The 16,831-nt window shown below is 61.9% G+C and carries 16 protein-coding genes and 1 tRNA gene; 5 read left to right on the top strand and 12 right to left on the bottom strand.

All coding sequences use genetic code 11. The annotated features are described in order from the left end of the window. Positions 1 to 87 precede the first annotated feature (87 nt). The 12 genes from CDV46_RS15780 to CDV46_RS15725 form a co-directional block, all read right to left on the bottom strand. On the bottom strand, positions 88 to 558 hold the full coding sequence (locus CDV46_RS15780; RefSeq protein ID WP_087689213.1) for an SRPBCC family protein: 471 nt from the start codon (positions 556 to 558) through the stop codon (positions 88 to 90). A 109-nt stretch (positions 559 to 667) separates the two neighbouring features. Further along, the gene (locus CDV46_RS15775) at positions 668 to 1,078 is read right to left on the bottom strand and encodes an OsmC family protein (protein ID WP_058377503.1); all 411 of its coding nucleotides are present in this window, start codon (positions 1,076 to 1,078) and stop codon (positions 668 to 670) included. A 165-nt stretch (positions 1,079 to 1,243) separates the two neighbouring features. Then, a complete protein-coding gene (locus tag CDV46_RS15770) occupies positions 1,244 to 2,152 on the bottom strand; it encodes a pirin family protein (protein ID WP_087723543.1) in 909 nt (302 codons plus the stop codon). Between the two features lie 232 nt (positions 2,153 to 2,384). Continuing rightward, positions 2,385 to 2,807: an ExbD/TolR family protein gene (locus CDV46_RS15765; protein ID WP_058377505.1), complete on the bottom strand. Its 423-nt coding sequence runs from the start codon at positions 2,805 to 2,807 to the stop codon at positions 2,385 to 2,387. Between the two features lie 27 nt (positions 2,808 to 2,834). Next, positions 2,835 to 3,575, bottom strand: coding sequence for a MotA/TolQ/ExbB proton channel family protein (locus CDV46_RS15760; RefSeq protein ID WP_058377506.1), 741 nt, complete (start codon positions 3,573 to 3,575; stop codon positions 2,835 to 2,837). A gap of 39 nt (positions 3,576 to 3,614) precedes the next feature. Beyond that, complete coding sequence (locus CDV46_RS27165) at positions 3,615 to 4,313, bottom strand: energy transducer TonB (protein ID WP_058377507.1); 699 nt, start codon at positions 4,311 to 4,313, stop codon at positions 3,615 to 3,617. Between the two features lie 432 nt (positions 4,314 to 4,745). Beyond that, entirely contained in the window at positions 4,746 to 5,012 is a 267-nt protein-coding gene (locus CDV46_RS15750) for a (2Fe-2S)-binding protein (protein ID WP_058377508.1), read from the bottom strand. Positions 5,013 to 5,236: 224 nt separating this feature from the next. Then, positions 5,237 to 6,109 carry a glutamate racemase gene (gene murI / locus CDV46_RS15745; RefSeq protein WP_087723541.1) on the bottom strand — a complete coding sequence of 291 codons (873 nt, stop codon included), beginning with the start codon at positions 6,107 to 6,109 and terminating at the stop codon, positions 5,237 to 5,239. 124 nt (positions 6,110 to 6,233) lie between these two features. Then, positions 6,234 to 6,713 carry a bacterioferritin gene (gene bfr, locus CDV46_RS15740; RefSeq protein ID WP_058377509.1) on the bottom strand — a complete coding sequence of 160 codons (480 nt, stop codon included), beginning with the start codon at positions 6,711 to 6,713 and terminating at the stop codon, positions 6,234 to 6,236. A 203-nt stretch (positions 6,714 to 6,916) separates the two neighbouring features. Then, positions 6,917 to 8,440 carry a fumarate hydratase gene (locus tag CDV46_RS15735; protein WP_058377510.1) on the bottom strand — a complete coding sequence of 508 codons (1,524 nt, stop codon included), beginning with the start codon at positions 8,438 to 8,440 and terminating at the stop codon, positions 6,917 to 6,919. A gap of 37 nt (positions 8,441 to 8,477) precedes the next feature. Then, entirely contained in the window at positions 8,478 to 9,059 is a 582-nt protein-coding gene (locus tag CDV46_RS15730; RefSeq protein WP_058377511.1) for a TIGR00645 family protein, read from the bottom strand. Positions 9,060 to 9,184: 125 nt separating this feature from the next. Beyond that, complete coding sequence (locus tag CDV46_RS15725; RefSeq protein ID WP_254916110.1) at positions 9,185 to 10,144, bottom strand: DMT family transporter; 960 nt, start codon at positions 10,142 to 10,144, stop codon at positions 9,185 to 9,187. A 303-nt stretch (positions 10,145 to 10,447) separates the two neighbouring features. Between CDV46_RS15725 and acs the strand changes: the two genes are divergently transcribed. The 5 genes from acs to CDV46_RS15700 all read left to right on the top strand — a co-directional run bounded on the left by acs (position 10,448) and on the right by CDV46_RS15700 (position 16,470). After that, positions 10,448 to 12,430: an acetate--CoA ligase gene (gene acs, locus CDV46_RS15720; protein ID WP_087723538.1), complete on the top strand. Its 1,983-nt coding sequence runs from the start codon at positions 10,448 to 10,450 to the stop codon at positions 12,428 to 12,430. A gap of 228 nt (positions 12,431 to 12,658) precedes the next feature. Beyond that, entirely contained in the window at positions 12,659 to 13,138 is a 480-nt protein-coding gene (locus CDV46_RS15715; RefSeq protein WP_087723536.1) for a DUF4212 domain-containing protein, read from the top strand. Next, positions 13,135 to 15,153, top strand: coding sequence for a sodium:solute symporter family protein (locus CDV46_RS15710; protein ID WP_087723534.1), 2,019 nt, complete (start codon positions 13,135 to 13,137; stop codon positions 15,151 to 15,153). Before CDV46_RS15715 ends, CDV46_RS15710 begins: the two co-directional genes overlap by 4 nt. Before the next feature lie 76 nt (positions 15,154 to 15,229). After that, a tRNA-Ser gene (locus CDV46_RS15705) sits at positions 15,230 to 15,320 on the top strand. Between the two features lie 160 nt (positions 15,321 to 15,480). Continuing rightward, positions 15,481 to 16,470, top strand: a complete 990-nt coding sequence (locus CDV46_RS15700; RefSeq protein WP_176399095.1) for a hypothetical protein — start codon at positions 15,481 to 15,483, stop codon at positions 16,468 to 16,470. Positions 16,471 to 16,831 lie beyond the last annotated feature (361 nt).

Genomic DNA, 16,831 nt, shown 5'->3' with positions numbered 1-16,831 from the left:
TGAATTCGTGGAGTGTCGTGCCGGACGCGATGACGAGACGTCCGGCACGACGTCACTGCTGACGTCAACCGAAGGGCAGCGCGCCGCTCAGTCGAGGGCGCCTTGCTCGGCGAGCGCGCGAATATGCGCGATGGTGTCGATGTCGGCCTCGCGATAGGCCGATTTCACGAACTCGCTGTAGCGGGTATCGGCCGTGGCGGCGTCTTCCGGCAGCGTGGTGCTGTAGATGAAGCGTACGAAGTAGTGCGTGGGCGACGGCTCTTCGATGGCCATCGTGAGCGTGCCGCCCGCGTGCTGCTCGGTGGCGGCGGTCTCGTAGCGCACCGATTGCAGCGCCGTGAAGATCACGCGATCGCGCACCACGGCTTGGCCGAAGCGCAGTTCGCGCTCCAGCGTGTCGTCGGTGCGCGCATGCAGGATGCACTCGTCCAGACCCAGCACGAAGTTTGCCGGCTGCTCGGCGCGCAGCACGAGCCCGTTCCAGAGTTGTTCGCGCGAGAGCGAAAAGGCCAGCGGGTTCAGGAGGTCGTTGACCTCGATCAGGTGTTCGTACTGCAAGAAATTTCCCCTTGAATCGATAACCGCCAGCGCGCCACATTGGCGGGCCGGCGGAGCAGGTGCGGGCTGTGACGCGTATCCACAGCAATGACGGCCATCCGTCGCCGCGTTACTCGATGAGTGAACTGTCGATCGCGATCGTACCCGACAACACCTTGTGAATTGGGCACGCGTTGGCGATTTCCAAGAGGCGCTGACGTTGTTCTTCCGACAGATCGCCACCGAGCTCGATCTTGCGTGTGATTTGCGTCGTGCCTGCCGCGGGTTTGCCATCCGGATTCATGGCCAGCGTGACCTTCACTTCCTTGAGCGGCCACTCTTTGCGGCGGGCATACATCTGCAACGTGATCGACGTGCAGGCGCCCAGACTCGAGAGCAGCAGCGCAGAGGGCATCGGGCCCAGATCGCCGCCACCCAGCGAGGCGGGTTCGTCGCCGATCCATTCGTGCTTGCCATCCGACAGGCGCGTAGTAAAACCGGCCGCACCCAGATGGGCGGTGACAATCGCTTCTGCGCTCATAACAACTCCTGTTAGATGCTCCAATGGATCACAACGCACTCTGCGTGTCATTGTGACCCAAATTGGTCCCTCAAGTGCGGCGGCGGGTATCTCGGTGCACCCTCGCACCTTGATACCCGCCGTTCGTCTTACTGCCGCTACGTCGATACGTCGGATGGGCTTCGATCAGGCTGCGGAACCCGTGGCCGGAATGTGGCCCATACGTCCCGCTTGAAAATCGAGAATCGCCTGACGAATCTCGCCTTCCGTATTCATCACAAACGGGCCGTAGCGTGCGACCGGTTCGCCCAGCGGCTTGCCACCGATCAGCAGGAACGACAGCGGCTTGTCGCTGACGTTGCGTACGGTCACGCCTTCGCCTTTGCCGTCATCGTTGCTGCCGAACACGACCATCTGGTGCTTCTTGGCCGCCGATGCTTCCGTACCGAACTCGCCTTCCCCGTCGACCACATACGCAAACACGTTGAAGTCGGCCGGTACTGCCTGTTCGAGCAGCGCCTGCGGTTGCAGCGTGAAGTGCTGATACAGAATCGGCGTGCGGGTCTCGATCGCGGCCTTCGTACCGAGGGCTTCACCGGCAATCACGCGCACCGACACCTTGCCGTCCGCGCTGGTGGCGCTCGGAATACCGGCGGCCGGCAGTTCCTGATAGCGCGGCGTCATCAACTTGTCCACGCGCGGCAGGTTCACCCAGAGCTGAAAGCCGTGCATTTCACCGCCACGTTCCTGAAACGCCTTCGACGGCATCTCGGAGTGAATGACACCGGCCCCGGCCGTCATCCACTGCACGTCACCGGGCGTGAGTTTGCCTGCGTGACCTTGCGAGTCGCGGTGTTCCATTTCGCCGGCGAGCAAATACGTCACCGTCTCGAAGCCGCGGTGCGGATGGTCAGGCGCGCCCTTGGCATCGCCGGGGGCGACCTGCATCGGGCCCATCTCGTCGAGCAGCAAAAACGGATCGAAGTCCATCAGCATGCGCGTGGGGAACGGGCGGTTGACGTAAAAGCCGGCACCTTCCTGCGTTTGCGCAGCCGTGAAGACGCGGGCAACCGGGCGGGTGTAGGTCGTGCTCATGAGGGGACTCTCCTGTGGAGGGCTGACACGCCGTGGCGTAATCAGTCCGTTGTCATGTGCAGACTATATCGGGGCGAGTGGGGCGGGGAGTAGCCCTCAAGCGGGGAAGGATTGTTACCCGATTGGAACAATCGGGCGGAAGTCGTGGCACAAGACGAAAAAAAGCGCGGTGATGAAAACCGCGCTTTTCGACTTCTGTACGACTTCTGCAACTTGTGAATTGCCCGGACGCTTACTTGGCCGGTTCGGTCACGAAGCCCAGTTTGGTGACGCCAGCCGATTGCGCGTCGGCGAGCACCTTGGCGACGCTCTCGTAACGCACGTTCTTGTCGGCGAACAGGTGCAGCTCGGGTTGCGGCTGCGCGTCGGCGGCTTGTTGCAGGCGGGCGTGCAGCGTGGCCTCGTCGACCGGCTGCTTGTCCCAGAAGACCGTGCCGTCGGCCTGAATCGACAGATCGATCTTGGCCGGCTTGGTGTCTTCCGGCTGGCTGCTTGCCTGCGGCAGGTCGAGCTTGACGGCGTGGTTGAGCACCGGCAGCGTCACGATGAAGATGATCAGCAGCACCAGCATAACGTCGACCAGCGGCGTCATGTTGATTTCGCTCATCATGCCGTCGTCCATGCTTTCGTCGCTGCTATAAGACCCCATGGCCATGGCGAACTCCTTCTCTCTTGCGGCGGCTTAGCTGGCGCTGGCCGGGGTGGACTTGCGCACCGGCGTGACGTTGTTCGCGAACTGCGGCGAATGCAGGCTGGCACCGGTCAGGAAGTAGGCGTGCAGGCTGTGGGCAAAGCGGTTCAGCTTCGAGACCACGCCCTTGTTGCCGCGCGTCAGGGCGTTGTAGCCGAGCACTGCCGGGATGGCGACGAACAGGCCGAAGGCCGTCATGATCAGGGCTTCACCCACCGGGCCGGCCACCTTGTCGATGGTCGTCTGACCCGACGCGCCGATCGCCAGCAGGGCGTGATAGATACCCCACACCGTGCCGAACAGGCCGACGAACGGCGAGGTCGAACCGATCGAGGCCAGCATGGCCAGACCGCTTTGCAGGCGCGAGACGGTGTCGTCCACCGAGTTCTTCAGCGCGCGCGTGATCCAGTCGCTCACGTCCATCTTGTCGTGCAGATGCGGCTGGCTCTGGCGGTGATGTTCGGCCGCGTCCTGACCGGCGAGTGCCAGTGCGAGGAACGGGTTGTTGCTGCCCGACGATTCGCCCAGCTTTTGCAGACCGGCGGTGAAGTTTTCCGAATGCCAGAAGTCCGGCTCGGCCGTGCGCGTGAGGCGGCTCAGGCGGAAGATCTGCGTGCCCTTGATGAGGATGACCGTCCAGGACAGCACCGACATCACCAACAACACGATCGCGATGGCACGGGTGACGAAATCGCCCTGCGCCCAGACGTGGCTCAAACCATACTCTTGCATTTTGCGTTCCTCGGGAGATCCAGTTCGTGAATCGTTACGTTAATCGTTGAGATTGAAATTAAACGGTTTGGTCGCTGCGGCTTCCACCGCGCGGCCGCCCTGCATCGGGGGCGCACAGCGCATCGCCAGCGCGGCGGTGCGGGCCGCCTGATCGAGACGGGGGAAACCGCTCGACTTGACGATATTGGCCGTCGACACCACGCCACGCGTATCGATCACCAGACGCAGCGTGACGGTGCCTTCCTCGCCAACGCGTCGTGATTGCGTAGGATAGACCACGCGCGGCTCGTCGCACTTGACGGCCAGACCTTCGATCGGACCCGACGGTGCGGGGGCCGGCGTCGGCGCGGGCGGTGCGGGCGGTGTCGGGGCAGCGTTCTGCGTCGGCTCGGCCGGGGCCGGCGGTGCAACAGGCTCGGCTTTCTGCGTGATGGCGTTTTGCGGCTGCACGCGCGGCTTGGGCGGCGGCGGCGCGACCTTCGGCTTGGGCGGTTCGGGTTGCGGCTTGGGCGGCGCCGGTTGCGGCGGCGTGGGCGCAGGGGTGAGCGGAATGATCGTCGCGGTAAACGTCGTCGGCTCGATCGTTGCCTTCTCGGGTTCGTTGTGCATCAACGAAAGCCCGATCAGGGCGGCAATATGGACGACTACGATCGCTGTGGCGACCGCGATAGCTCGCGGCGACATCAACGGATCGCGGCTCGGCATGAGCGCGAGGGTCGTAGGGGGCACGGTCGACATGGTAACGGCTAGGGTACGCTAATTGCGGCGGTGAACGGTGAGAGAAGCGCGGTGTGCGGAACTCGGGAGTTCGGAAAGGCCGGACGTGCGATCAAAGGAAAACCGCGCCAAGGGGCGCGGTCGGCGAAAACTGCGAATGTCGCGAAAGCAGTGAACCGAGAGATTGCCGGGCACTCACCTTCGAAACAGGAAGAACGATAAGCATAACGTTGAGACAAAGCCAATCAGGAGTTCCATTTGACACCTCCGTGGGTGACGCGAATCGCTGGCTGGCGCATGGCCGCCTGATGCGGTTGACCGCATGCGAGACGCCTGGCTGGCTCCCTTGCCGTCGCGACGTTGCTGCCCTGTCGCAATGGCGAAATCCTACCGGATGACACGTTACAGGCGCTACCCGGCGCTCATGAATCAGAGGCGGGCGCGAACGCTGAATTACGCTGCCAACGCGAGTTCTTGCATGACGACGACTTCCGTCGTGGTCGTCGTGGTGACGTCGCAGGCGGACTGGCAGCAGCCACCGCACGAGCGGCCGCAGCACGGCGACGCACCGGCCACCATTTCTTGAACGAACGGACCGCACTTGCCGCAGCACAGGGCCACGCCGAGGTCGATCTGGAGATCTTCCATCGAAGTGGCGCCAGCGTCGAGACAGGCCTTGATCTGGCGCTCGGAGACGGATTTGCAGACGCAAACGATCATGATGAAAACGTCAAAATGTAACACTAATGAGAATAATTATTATTTAACCGATCAGATTTTGCAAGCCTAAATACCCTATCCCATAGCACGCTCATGGATATACGGGTGTTTGAATCGGGCTAAACAGTTGGGAACTATGGGAAGGTTTGCCGGGCGATGCGTGGGGCAGAAGCCCGTGGGACGGGCGGCAGCGGCCGATGACCGGCATTCGCCGCCGCTAAATCTCAGTTGGCGAGTGCCGAGCCCGTTTTGACTGGTGCATCGATCCGGGGCCACGCGGTCCCGTCGATTTGTCCGATTTCGACGATCTGGGCGACCGGCGGGTTGACGAGCAAGCGGTCCGCCATCGTCTGAAGCGCCTGAACGTTGGCCGTCGTGAACAATTGCATGTTCCCGCTGGCGCCGGGGTCGCGCGGTGCGCAGAGGCCATCGGTTTCCAGACGGCGTTGCAACTGCCGCGCGATGGCCGCGCCGGTGTCGATCAGCGTGAGCGCCGTGCCGAAGCGCTGGCGGATGGCCGGAATCAGGAACGGGTAGTGGGTGCAGCCCAACACCAGCGTGTCGGCGCCTTGCGCCACCATTGGCGCGACGTAGCGCTCCAGCAACGCCATGACGGCGGGCGAGTCCACATCGCCTGCTTCGATGCACTCCACCAGACCGTGTCCCGGCTGGCAGAGGAAGCGTTGCCCCTGCGCCGTGTGACGGGCCAGCAAGTCGGCAAAACGAGCGCTGCGCAGGGTGGCGGCCGTGGCAAGGACCCCAATCACACCAGTGCGCGACACAGCGGCGGCCGGCTTGATACCCGGTTCGACGCCCACGACCGGCCACGGCGCGTCGGCCCGCAGGGCGGTGACGCCATGCGCGGTGGCCGTGTTGCACGCGACCACAAACGCTTTGGCGCCGCGCTCGCGCAGCCAGCGGCCGACGGCGAGACTGCGTTCGGCGATGAAGGCGTCGGGACGTTCGCCGTAGGGAGCGAAGGCGGAGTCGGCCACGTAGAGCAGCGACTCGTGGGGGAGCAGGGCGCGCACGGCCTGAAGGACCGAGAGACCGCCGAGACCGGAATCGAAGACGCCAATCGGCGCGTTGGAGGACATGGTAAACAGAAAAGGGCCGGCAAATGGCCGGCCCCGGAATTCTAGCGCAAAGCCCGTTGGGCGGTATTCACCGACGCTGTGTCGGTACTTGCCAACGGGTGTCGTGCGTAATTCTCTAACCCGCTCAGTCTTCGAACGACGCCATGCCCGACTGTTGGTAGTTTTGCAGGCCGACCTTGGCGATCAGTTCGATCTGCGTTTCCAGCCAGTCGATGTGCTCTTCCGTGTCGTGCAGGATTTCGTTGAAGATTTCGCGCGAGACGAAGTCCTTCACGGTTTCGCAGTGCGCCACGCCTTCCTTGCAGGTCTTCTGCGAGAGGTATTCCAGCTTCAAATCGCAAGCCAGAATTTCTTCCGTGTTCTCGCCGATGAGCAGCTTGTGCAGGTCTTGCAGGTTCGGCAGGCCGTCGAGCATGAAAATGCGCTCGATGAGCTTGTCGGCGTGCTTCATCTCACCGATCGACTCGTCGTACTCGTGCTTGCCGAGCTTGTCGAGACCCCAGTGCTTGTACATGCGGGCGTGCAGAAAGTACTGGTTGATCGCGGTCAGTTCGTTGGTGAGCTGAGCGTTGAGGAGTTCGAGGACTTTCTTGTCGCCTTTCATTTCGGATCCCTATATGCAGTTGTGCAATTTGCAAGCGGTTGAACGATAGCCTGAAAAGCTCGGAAAGCCAAGCCCTGCAAGGCTTTTCGTGAACCGAGACACGAATGGTAACGCGATCCATTCGCGTTGCATTCGGCCTGTTTTCAACAAGAAAAAGGCCCGGGCATTGCCGGGCCTTTGACTACAACGCCATTACGACAGCATTACGCCGCTGCGACCGGAATCTTGCCGATCTTGGCTTGCCATTCCTTCGGGCCGGTCTGGTGCACCGACACGCCGGTGGAGTCCACCGCGACGGTGACGGGCATGTCCTTCACGTCGAATTCGTAGATGGCTTCCATGCCGAGGTCTTCGAAGGCCAGCACGCGTGCGGCGCGAATCGCCTTCGACACCAGATAAGCGGCACCGCCCACGGCCATCAGGTACGCAGCCTTGTGCTTCTTGATCGCTTCGATGGCGGCCGGGCCACGTTCCGACTTGCCGATCATGACCGCGAGGCCCGTCTTCGACAGCATCATGTCGGTGAACTTGTCCATGCGCGTGGACGTGGTCGGACCGGCCGGGCCGACGACTTCGTCACGCACCGGATCGACCGGGCCGACGTAGTAAATCGCGCGGCCATTGAAGTCGACCGGCAGCGGCTCGCCCTTGGCGATCATGTCGGCGATGCGCTTGTGAGCGGCGTCGCGGCCCGTGAGCATCTTGCCCGAGAGCAGCAGCGTCTGACCCGGCTTCCAGCTGGCGACTTCTTCCGGCGTGAGCGTGTCGAGGTCGACGCGCTTGCTCGTCTCGGTGTTCGGTTCCCAGTGCACGTTCGGCCAGGCGTCGAGCGACGGGGCGGCGAGGAACGAGGGGCCCGAGCCGTCGAGCGTGAAGTGCGCGTGACGCGTGGCGGCGCAGTTCGGGATCATGGCGACCGGCTTCGACGCGGCGTGCGTCGGGTAGTCGAGAATCTTCACGTCGAGCACCGTGGCGAGGCCGCCGAGGCCTTGCGCGCCGATACCGAGGGCGTTGACCTTCTCGAACAGCTCGATACGCAGCTCTTCGTTCCAGTTCTGCGGGCCGCGCTTGATCAGGTCATGGATGTCGATCGGGTCCATGAGCGATTCCTTCGCGAGGACCATGGCCTTCTCGGCCGTGCCGCCGATACCGATGCCGAGCATGCCCGGCGGGCACCAGCCGGCGCCCATCGTCGGCACGGTCTTCACGACCCAGTCGACGATCGAGTCGGACGGGTTGAGCATCACGAACTTCGACTTGTTCTCCGAGCCGCCGCCCTTGGCTGCGACCGTGATGTCGACCTTGTCGCCTTCCACGATTTCGTAGTGGATGACGGCGGGCGTATTGTCCTTCGTGTTCTTGCGGCCGCCTTCGGGCGGGGCAACGATCGAGGCGCGCAGCACGTTCTCGGGGTGCATGTAAGCCTGACGCACGCCTTCATTGATCATGTCCGTGAGGCTGCGCTTGGCATCCCACTGCACGTTCATGCCGACCTTCACGAAGACGGTCACGATACCGGTGTCCTGACACAGCGGGCGGCGGCCTTCGGCGCACATGCGGCTGTTGGTCAGAATTTGCGCGATGGCATCCTTGGCGGCGGGGCTTTCTTCGGCCTCGTAGGCACGGCCCAGCGCTTGGATGTAATCGTCCGGATGGAAGTAGCTGATGTACTGAAGGGCACCGGCGACGCTCTGAATGACGTCGTCTTCTTTAATGACGGTAGACATGAAACGGCTCTCGACTTAGTGGGGACTTGGTGAGGATTTAATGGGTATTGTTATTAGGTACAGCCGGTACAGCTTGGGGGGTAGCGTACGCCGGGGCGTGGCTGTCGTTGGTCATCTTGTTGACCACGGCCATCACGACGGCGGAAAGCAGGAACGAGATGTGGATGATGACTTGCCACATGATCGTGTGCGGCGTTTGCTGGGACGCATCGATAAACGTCTTGAGCAGGTGGATCGACGAGATGCTGATGAGCGCCATCGAGAGCTTCACCTTGAGCACGCCGGCGTTCACGTGATCGAGCCATTCGGGCTCGTCGGGGTGGCCTTCCACACCGAGGCGGGAGACGAAGGTCTCATAGCCGCCGATGATCACCATGATGAGCAGATTCGAGATCATCACCACGTCGATCAGGCCGAGCACGACCAGCATGATCTGCGTTTCGTCGAAGCTGGCGGCGTGGGTGACGAGGTGCCAGAGTTCGGCGAGAAACTTGTAGACGTAGACGCCTTGCGCTGCGATCAGGCCGAGATAGAGCGGCAGTTGCAGCCAGCGGCTGAAGAAAATGATGCGGGGCAGCGGGCGCATCGGCGCGTCGGAGGAGCGGCCGGGAGTCGACATGGCAATCTTGACGAAGTGGGGGGACATTCGCCTGCGCCCGAAGCCGCAGGCCATTATTATCAAATCAACATCAAATCAAAGCATCCGGTCGGATTCACGAGGCGAAATCCGACACCGGCGGCATTTTACAACGTCTTGCCGGGCGAGCCGCCCTTATCCGTGGGGGCAGCGGCCAGTTTCTTGCTGGCGCCCGCGCCGGGCATGGCGGCGAGCACGACGCCCGAGACCGTCAGCGCCAGCGCTGCGCCTTGGGTGAACGTCAGCTGTTCGCCGAGAAACACGACCCCGTAGGCCGTGGCGGCCACCGGCACCATGGCAGTGAAAACGCCCGCCAGTTGGGCGCTCACGTGGCGAATGCCGCGCATCCAGAGGAAGAACGAGAACACGCTCGCGGCGAGCCCGTACCAGACGATGAGGGCCCAATGGCCGGGCGTGAGTACCGAGTAATCCACGGCCATCAACCCCACGATGCCGAGCGGCAGCATCATCGCCCCGCCGAGCAGATGGGTGTACGCGCAGATATCGATCGCCGAGAGTTCCGAGGCGAGGCGCTTCGAGACGATCACGTAAATCCCCTCGCACACCACAGCGCCGAGCACTAGCAGATTCCCCAGCCACGCGTTGCCAGTGGAGCCGCTGCCACTGCCCGCCCCGTGCGCGTCGCCGCGCGACAGGTTGAGCAGCGCAACCCCGAGGATGGCCAGCCCAATGCTTACCAGCGTGCGCCGCGACGGGTGTTCCCGCAGCACAGCCCATGACAGCAGGGCGACACAGGCGGGCAGCGTGGCGGTAATCACCCCGGCGGCGGTCGCCGTGGTCTGACGCACGCCATAGAGCATCAGCAGGGTGAAGAGAAACGTCCCGAAGAACGTCTGCACAAAAAGGTTGCGCCATTGCGACCGGGTGACGAGCCGCATTCTCGCCGGGCGATAACGCGGGGTGAGGGCGATGACGGCGATCACGAAGCGCCAGAGGGCGAAGGCGGCCACGGGCATGACGGCGACCATGGTTTTGCCGATGCCGACATTGGTGCCGACGAAGGTCATGGCCAGGGCCAGCGCGAAACTCGGAAAGCGGGCAAACAGCCGGTCGGTTGACGATGCCGACGCGTGGGCTGAAGGCGTGGATTGGGACGAAGAGGTCGAATTCACGGGCGCTCCGGGCGAGTCCGGGGTTGGCGGGATAGGGATGATGCGGGTAGGATTGTAGCGAATACGCCACGGTCTGCTGCACCGCAGTGACGCGCTTGCGTGAGTCCCGCACGCGAGAGACGTCACGCGGGTGCACCAGTGTAAGGCGTTAGTAAGTCGCTCGTCTTAATGTGGCGTTAGCGATTTGTTTTGGCTTGATTGCAATCGTTTTTGCATATCCATAAGAGGGGACAACTCATGGCAGCAATTGAATCGGTAATGCAGGAGCAGCGCATTTTCGCGCCGCCGCAGGCGCTTGTCGCCAAAGCGAACATCTCCGGCATGCCCGCCTATGAGGCGCTGTGCGCCGAGGCCGAGAAGGATTACGAGGGATTCTGGGCGCGTCAGGCGCGCGAGAATCTGGCCTGGCACAAGCCGTTCACCAAAGTCCTCGACGAGACCAACGCCCCGTTCTACACGTGGTTCGAAGATGGTCAGCTCAATGCGTCGTACAACTGTCTCGACCGCCAGATTGAAGCCGGTCTGGGCGACAAGAACGCCATTCTCTTTGAAGCCGACGACGGCACGGTGACCCCGGTTACCTACCGCGACCTGCTGGCGCGCGTGAGCCGCTTTGCGAACGCGCTCAAGGCTCAGGGCGTGAAGAAGGGCGACCGCGTCGTGATTTACATGCCGATGTCGATCGAAGGCGTCGTGGCCATGCAGGCCTGCGCACGGATCGGCGCGACGCACTCCGTCGTGTTCGGCGGCTTTTCGGCCAAGTCGCTGAACGAGCGCGCGATCGACGCCGGCGCCGTGGCGATCATCACCGCCGACGAGCAGATGCGTGGCGGCAAGGCGCTGCCGCTCAAGGCCATCGTCGACGAGGCGCTGGCGATGGGCGGCTGCGATCACGTGAAGTCGGTGATCGTCTACCGCCGTACCGGCGGCAACGTGACGATGCAGGCGGGCCGTGATCACGTGCTGCAAGACTTGGTCGCGACGCAATCGGATCAGTGCGAGCCGGAGTGGGTGGGCGCGGAGCATCCGCTGTTCATCCTCTACACGTCGGGCTCGACGGGCAAGCCGAAGGGTGTGCAACACAGCACGGGCGGCTATCTGCTGTGGGCGTCGCTCACGATGCAGTGGACGTTCGACATCAAGCCGGACGACGTTTTCTGGTGCACGGCGGATATCGGCTGGATTACCGGCCACACGTACATCGCTTACGGCCCGCTCGCGGTCGGTGCGACGCAGGTCGTGTTCGAAGGCGTGCCGACGTATCCGAATGCCGGGCGTTTCTGGGAGATGATCGGTCGCCACAAGGTGTCGGTGTTCTACACCGCGCCGACGGCGATTCGTTCGCTGATCAAGGCGGCCGAGCAGACACCGGACGTGCATCCGAAGAAATACGATCTGTCGTCGCTGCGCATTCTCGGGTCGGTTGGTGAGCCGATCAATCCGGAAGCGTGGATGTGGTACTACGAGAACATTGGCGGCGGCCGTTGCCCGATCGTCGATACGTGGTGGCAGACGGAGACTGGCGGTCATGTGATCACGCCGCTGCCGGGCGCGACGCCGCTGGTGCCGGGTTCGTGCACGCTGGGGCTGCCGGGGATCGACGTGGCGATTGTCGATGAGACCGGGCAGGACGTGCCGAACGGTCAGGGTGGCATGCTCGTGATCAAGCGCGCGTGGCCGTCGATGATTCGTACGATCTGGGGCGACCCGGAGCGTTACAAGTCGAGCTACTTCCCGCCGGAGCTGGGTGGAAAGATCTATCTGGCCGGCGACGGTTCGATTCGTGATGCGAAGACCGGGTACTTCACGATCATGGGGCGCATCGACGACGTGCTGAACGTCTCGGGTCACCGCATGGGCACGATGGAGATCGAGTCGGCGCTGGTGGCGAATCCGATCGTGGCGGAGGCTGCGGTGGTGGGCCGTCCGGACGACACGACAGGCGAGGCGATTGTCGCGTTCGTGGTGCTCAAGCGTTCGCGCCCGACGGGGGATGAAGCCAAGCAACTGGCGCTCGAACTGCGCAACTGGGTGGGCAAGGAGATCGGACCGATCGCCAAGCCGAAGGACATCCGCTTCGGCGACAACCTGCCGAAGACGCGTTCGGGCAAGATCATGCGCCGTCTGTTGCGCGTGATCGCGAAGGGCGAGGAGATCACGCAGGACACCTCCACGCTTGAAAACCCGGCGATTCTCGATCAGTTGAAGCAAGCGCAGTGAGTTGGCTGCGGCAACTGTGTCGCGGAGATTGATCCGGGTACAGTGCCGCAGGCTGCGAAAGCCGAGACAACTTCCTCGAAGCAATGTCTGTGGGGTTCCGTCAGGACTTGACGGGCCCCGTGAGCGCCCATGGCGCGTAGACATTGCTGCACCTCGGAACATGGCGATGATGAGTCTTCCGCTGCGTGCTGGCGGTACGTCGGTGTTGCGGAACGCCGGAGTGCGTCGATGGTGAATCCCCCGAAAACCGATGCCGGTGATCTGTCAGCAACGTCCGCACTGACCGACGGTTTGCCACGCGATTCGCATTGGCATCGAGAAGCGGCCGCGATTGCGGCGCGTCACTGGCACCGCACCTTGTGGCTGGTGGCGGCGCTGATGACGATCGGCTTCGTGGTGACGTTCGTTCCGCAGTTCTGGGCGCGAGAATGGATGTCAGTGCGATTTGCCGGCTGGCCGTTGCCGTTCTACATGGGGGCGCAGGGTTCGATCCTTATCGATATCGGATTAATCGTCATCTATGCGTTGATCCAGCGTCGTAACGACGCACGATATCGCGCTGACCTGCAAATTTTGCGCCGTGCACACAGTGACAGCCTTGGGCTTGGCGATGCTGCGGTTTCCGGCATGTCCGGCGGCGCGCAGGGCACTGCTTCCGCTTCTTCTCGCATGACTTCTCGCGCCGCGTCGGCGCCGACTTCCCGATGAGTTACACGCGCAGACTGCTGCGCTACTACCTGTATTACACGGCGGGTTTCTTCGCGTTCGTGCTGATGATCGGCTTGCTTGAGCGGGTCAACGGGCCAGGCGTATGGATCGGTTACGCGTTTCTGTTCGTCACCATTGCCGTCTACGCGGTGATCGGACTGATTTCCAGAACGTCAGATGCTACGGAGTACTACGTTGCAGGACGCCGCGTGCCACCGGTGTTCAACGGCATGGCGTGTGCGGCCGACTGGATGAGTGCGGCGTCGTTCATGGGATTGGCGGGTTCGTTGTACGTCTCGGGCTACGACGGCTTGGCCTATGTCATGGGATGGACGGGCGGCTACTGTCTGGTGGCGTTTCTGCTGGCGCCGTACCTTCGCAAGATGGGGCGCTACACCGTGCCCGACTTTCTCGGCACGCGTTACGACAGCAATGTCGTGCGGGCGCTGGGGGTGTTCTCGACGATTCTGTGTTCGTTCGTCTATTTGGTGGCGCAGATTCAGGGCGTGGGGTTGATCGCGTCGCGCTTCATCGGGGTGGAATTCACCATCGGCATCTTCTTCGGGCTGGCGGGCATTCTGGTGTGCTCGTTCCTCGGCGGGATGCGCGCGGTGACGTGGACGCAGGTGGCGCAGTACATCATCATGATCACGGCGTTTCTGGTGCCGACGGCGATGATCGGGCACCAGACGGGACATGGCTGGTTTCCGCAGTTCAGCTACGGGCAGGCGCTGGCAAAGGTGGAGGCACTGGAGCGAGAGATTCAGCAGTCGATTCCCGAGCGAGAGGTGCGCGATTATTACCGGGAGCAGGGCGAGCAGATGCAGCGCCGGCTGGACGGTCTGCCGGACAGCTTCTACACCGAGCGCGCGGAGCTGGAGCGCCAGTTGCTCGATACGAAGCGCCACAACGGACCGCTGCGCGATGTGAAGGTGCTGGAAGCGAAGCTGGATGCGTTCCCGCGCGATGTAGGAGACGCGCAGAACCAATGGCTGGAGTTGCGCAATCAGTATGCGGAGCGCAGTGAGCCGCCGCATGCAATGACGGAGCCATTCCCGGCGCGCGACGAGACGACGCGCAGTTCTCAGCGATTGAATTTCCTGTTGTTGATGGTGTGCCTGATGATTGGCACGGCGAGCTTGCCGCACATTCTCACGCGGTACGGCACGACAGCAACGGTGCAGGGGGCGCGTAGCTCGGTGGGCTGGACGCTGTTCTTTGTGGCGTTGTTGTACGTGAGTGCGCCGGCGTTGGCGGTGATGCTCAAGTACGACGTGCTGCTGCATCTGGTCGGGGCGCGATACGAGAACTTACCGGGATGGGTGATGCAGTGGCGGCACGCGACGCCGGTGCAATTGGACATTTCGGATGTTTATCGGGATGGCGTGGTTCAGTGGGGCGAAATCTGGATGCAACCGGACATGCTCGTGCTTGCCGGACCGGAGATAGCGGGGCTGCCGTATGTGATCTCAGGATTGGTGGCAGCGGGCGCGTTGGCGGCGGTGCTGTCGACGGCGGACGGGTTGTTGCTGACGATTGCGAACGCGCTGTCGCACGACGTGTACTTCCACATGGTGGATCGCAATGCGTCGAGCCAGAAGCGGGTGACGACGTCGAAGATTCTGTTGCTGTGCGTGGCGATGTTTGCGTCTTACGTGACGTCGTTGAAGCTGGGCAATATTCTGTTTCTGGTGGGCGCGGCGTTTTCGCTGGCGGCGTCGTGCCTGTTCTCGGCGTTGGTGCTGGGGGTGTTCTGGAAGCGAACGACGCGGTTGGGCGCGACGGCCGGGATGGTGAGTGGGTTGCTGGTGTGCGTGTACTACATCATGACGACGTATCCGTTCTTTACCCGACTGACAGGCTTTGCGGGAGCCCGCTGGTGGGGCGTGGATCCGATAGCGGCCGGGGCGTTCGGCGTGCCGGTCGGGTTCGCCGTGGCGATCTTGTTCAGCTTGCTGGGCGGGCGCCCGAGCGAACGGGACGAGCATCTGGTGGACCACCTGCGGCGCCCGTAAGGAATAAATTTTGAAGGGGTAGCGGCGAAAGGGGGTGGGATATTCCCGGCGACCTGCTATAATGCGCGACTCTTCAGGAGAGATGGATGAGCGGTTTAAGTCGCACGCCTGGAAAGCGTGTATAGGTTAATAGCCTATCGGGGGTTCGAATCCCCCTCTCTCCGCCACATATTCCAAACGGGTTTCCGGCTAGCGCCTGAAACCCGTTTGTGTCATAAGCCGAGCGTTGTGTCATTCAACCCGGTTTCTTGAGCGAATTCACTCGCTCGACCTTCCACCGTTAGATTTGCTGTGTTGTTCTGCTATCCGCGTGCGAGAGCAGGGCACGTGCTTGCTCAAGCGACTCCGCGTCGCTTGCCTGCACCTTCTCCCGGCGCGCGTGGTCATGACCCCGCCACGCCTGCCCGCTTGATACAACGTTTTTTATGCACTTTGGCGCTGGACGCCGAGGCCCGCCAGCATTGGCGGGAAGGGGCATTTTCGGGTGCAAAAACAGTGTGCACTTTCATGCGCCAAGCTTGTGCAATTGCGATAATCGCCCATCACATGAAGAAATCGGGGGATCGCTTGGACGACGATGCGAAGGATTGGAGACTGCACACTCAGGCGAAGGTCGCCGAGGACGCGATACTTCCTTGGAGCGGACAGGTAGTCAAAAAGGGGACGATCATTACACAGGCGGTAACAGTCCCATTGGCAGCAAAGAAACGGACACTCTTTTTCCACGTGCCGAATGCGACGGCGCTATTCCTGAGCATGGCCCATCGAGAGTTTCAGGCGGCGCGAACCATAGGGGAAGAGCGCGACATTTTCGCTGGACTGGCGAAGCAGGCCAACTTCGCGAGCAATGATGAGATGGCTCGCTATTTCGAAAGCATGTTCACGTCGGTCATCGCGGCATATACCGCGATTGAGGCGTTTGCTAATGAAGTGATCCCTGACGATTTTTGTTATACACGCGAGCGAAACGGTGTTGCTGAAACCCTCCGGAAGGACGCCATTGAGCGTCGGTTAGCGTTGTCGGAAAAGCTCGGCGTCGTTATTCCGGAAGCTCTCAAAATTGCTTCACCGAGGAGCCATCGCTCCTGGCAAGACTTTCATCGTTTAGAGAAGATGCGTGACCGATTGATTCACATGAAGTCAGCTGACCGCAAAGCGACGGGGCTATCAAAGGGCACGATCTGGCACGACATCGTGTTGTTTCCGTCACCGACGGCACTCGCGACGCCCATCCTGGATTTCCTCGCGTCGAAGATTGACGTTAAGCGCTCGTGGCACCTCTCACGCCCGTTTGATAAGCCCCCTAAGCCCACGTAGATCGAACCCGCGACCGGCGTATAACGGGCGAAGCTATTCCACGGCGGGTGTCGGGAAAAAGGTAACCGGGGTAACCAGTTCGAGAAACTGCCTCGAAACCCGCATGAATACAGGATTTCACTGGTTACCTTTCAAAGGTAACCGAGAGTAACCAAAAGGTAACCGAGATCTAAGTTGTTGATTTTAAGGAGAGTGTAAGAATTGAAAAGTTACCTTTTATTTAAATCGCTGAAAGGCTTTGCTGGTGTGGGTTTGAGGCCGACTATAGAGGGTCGGTTACTTCGGTTACCTTTTTCCCGACACCCGCCGGATTTTCGCCGTTACGATGCTGGCAGTGGGACGCCTTATCGCGCTCCGCTGG

This window comes from Pandoraea sp. PE-S2T-3 (assembly GCF_002179965.1).
Taxonomy (GTDB): Bacteria; Pseudomonadota; Gammaproteobacteria; order Burkholderiales; family Burkholderiaceae; genus Pandoraea.
This window is presented reverse-complemented; position numbering and strand designations above follow the sequence as displayed.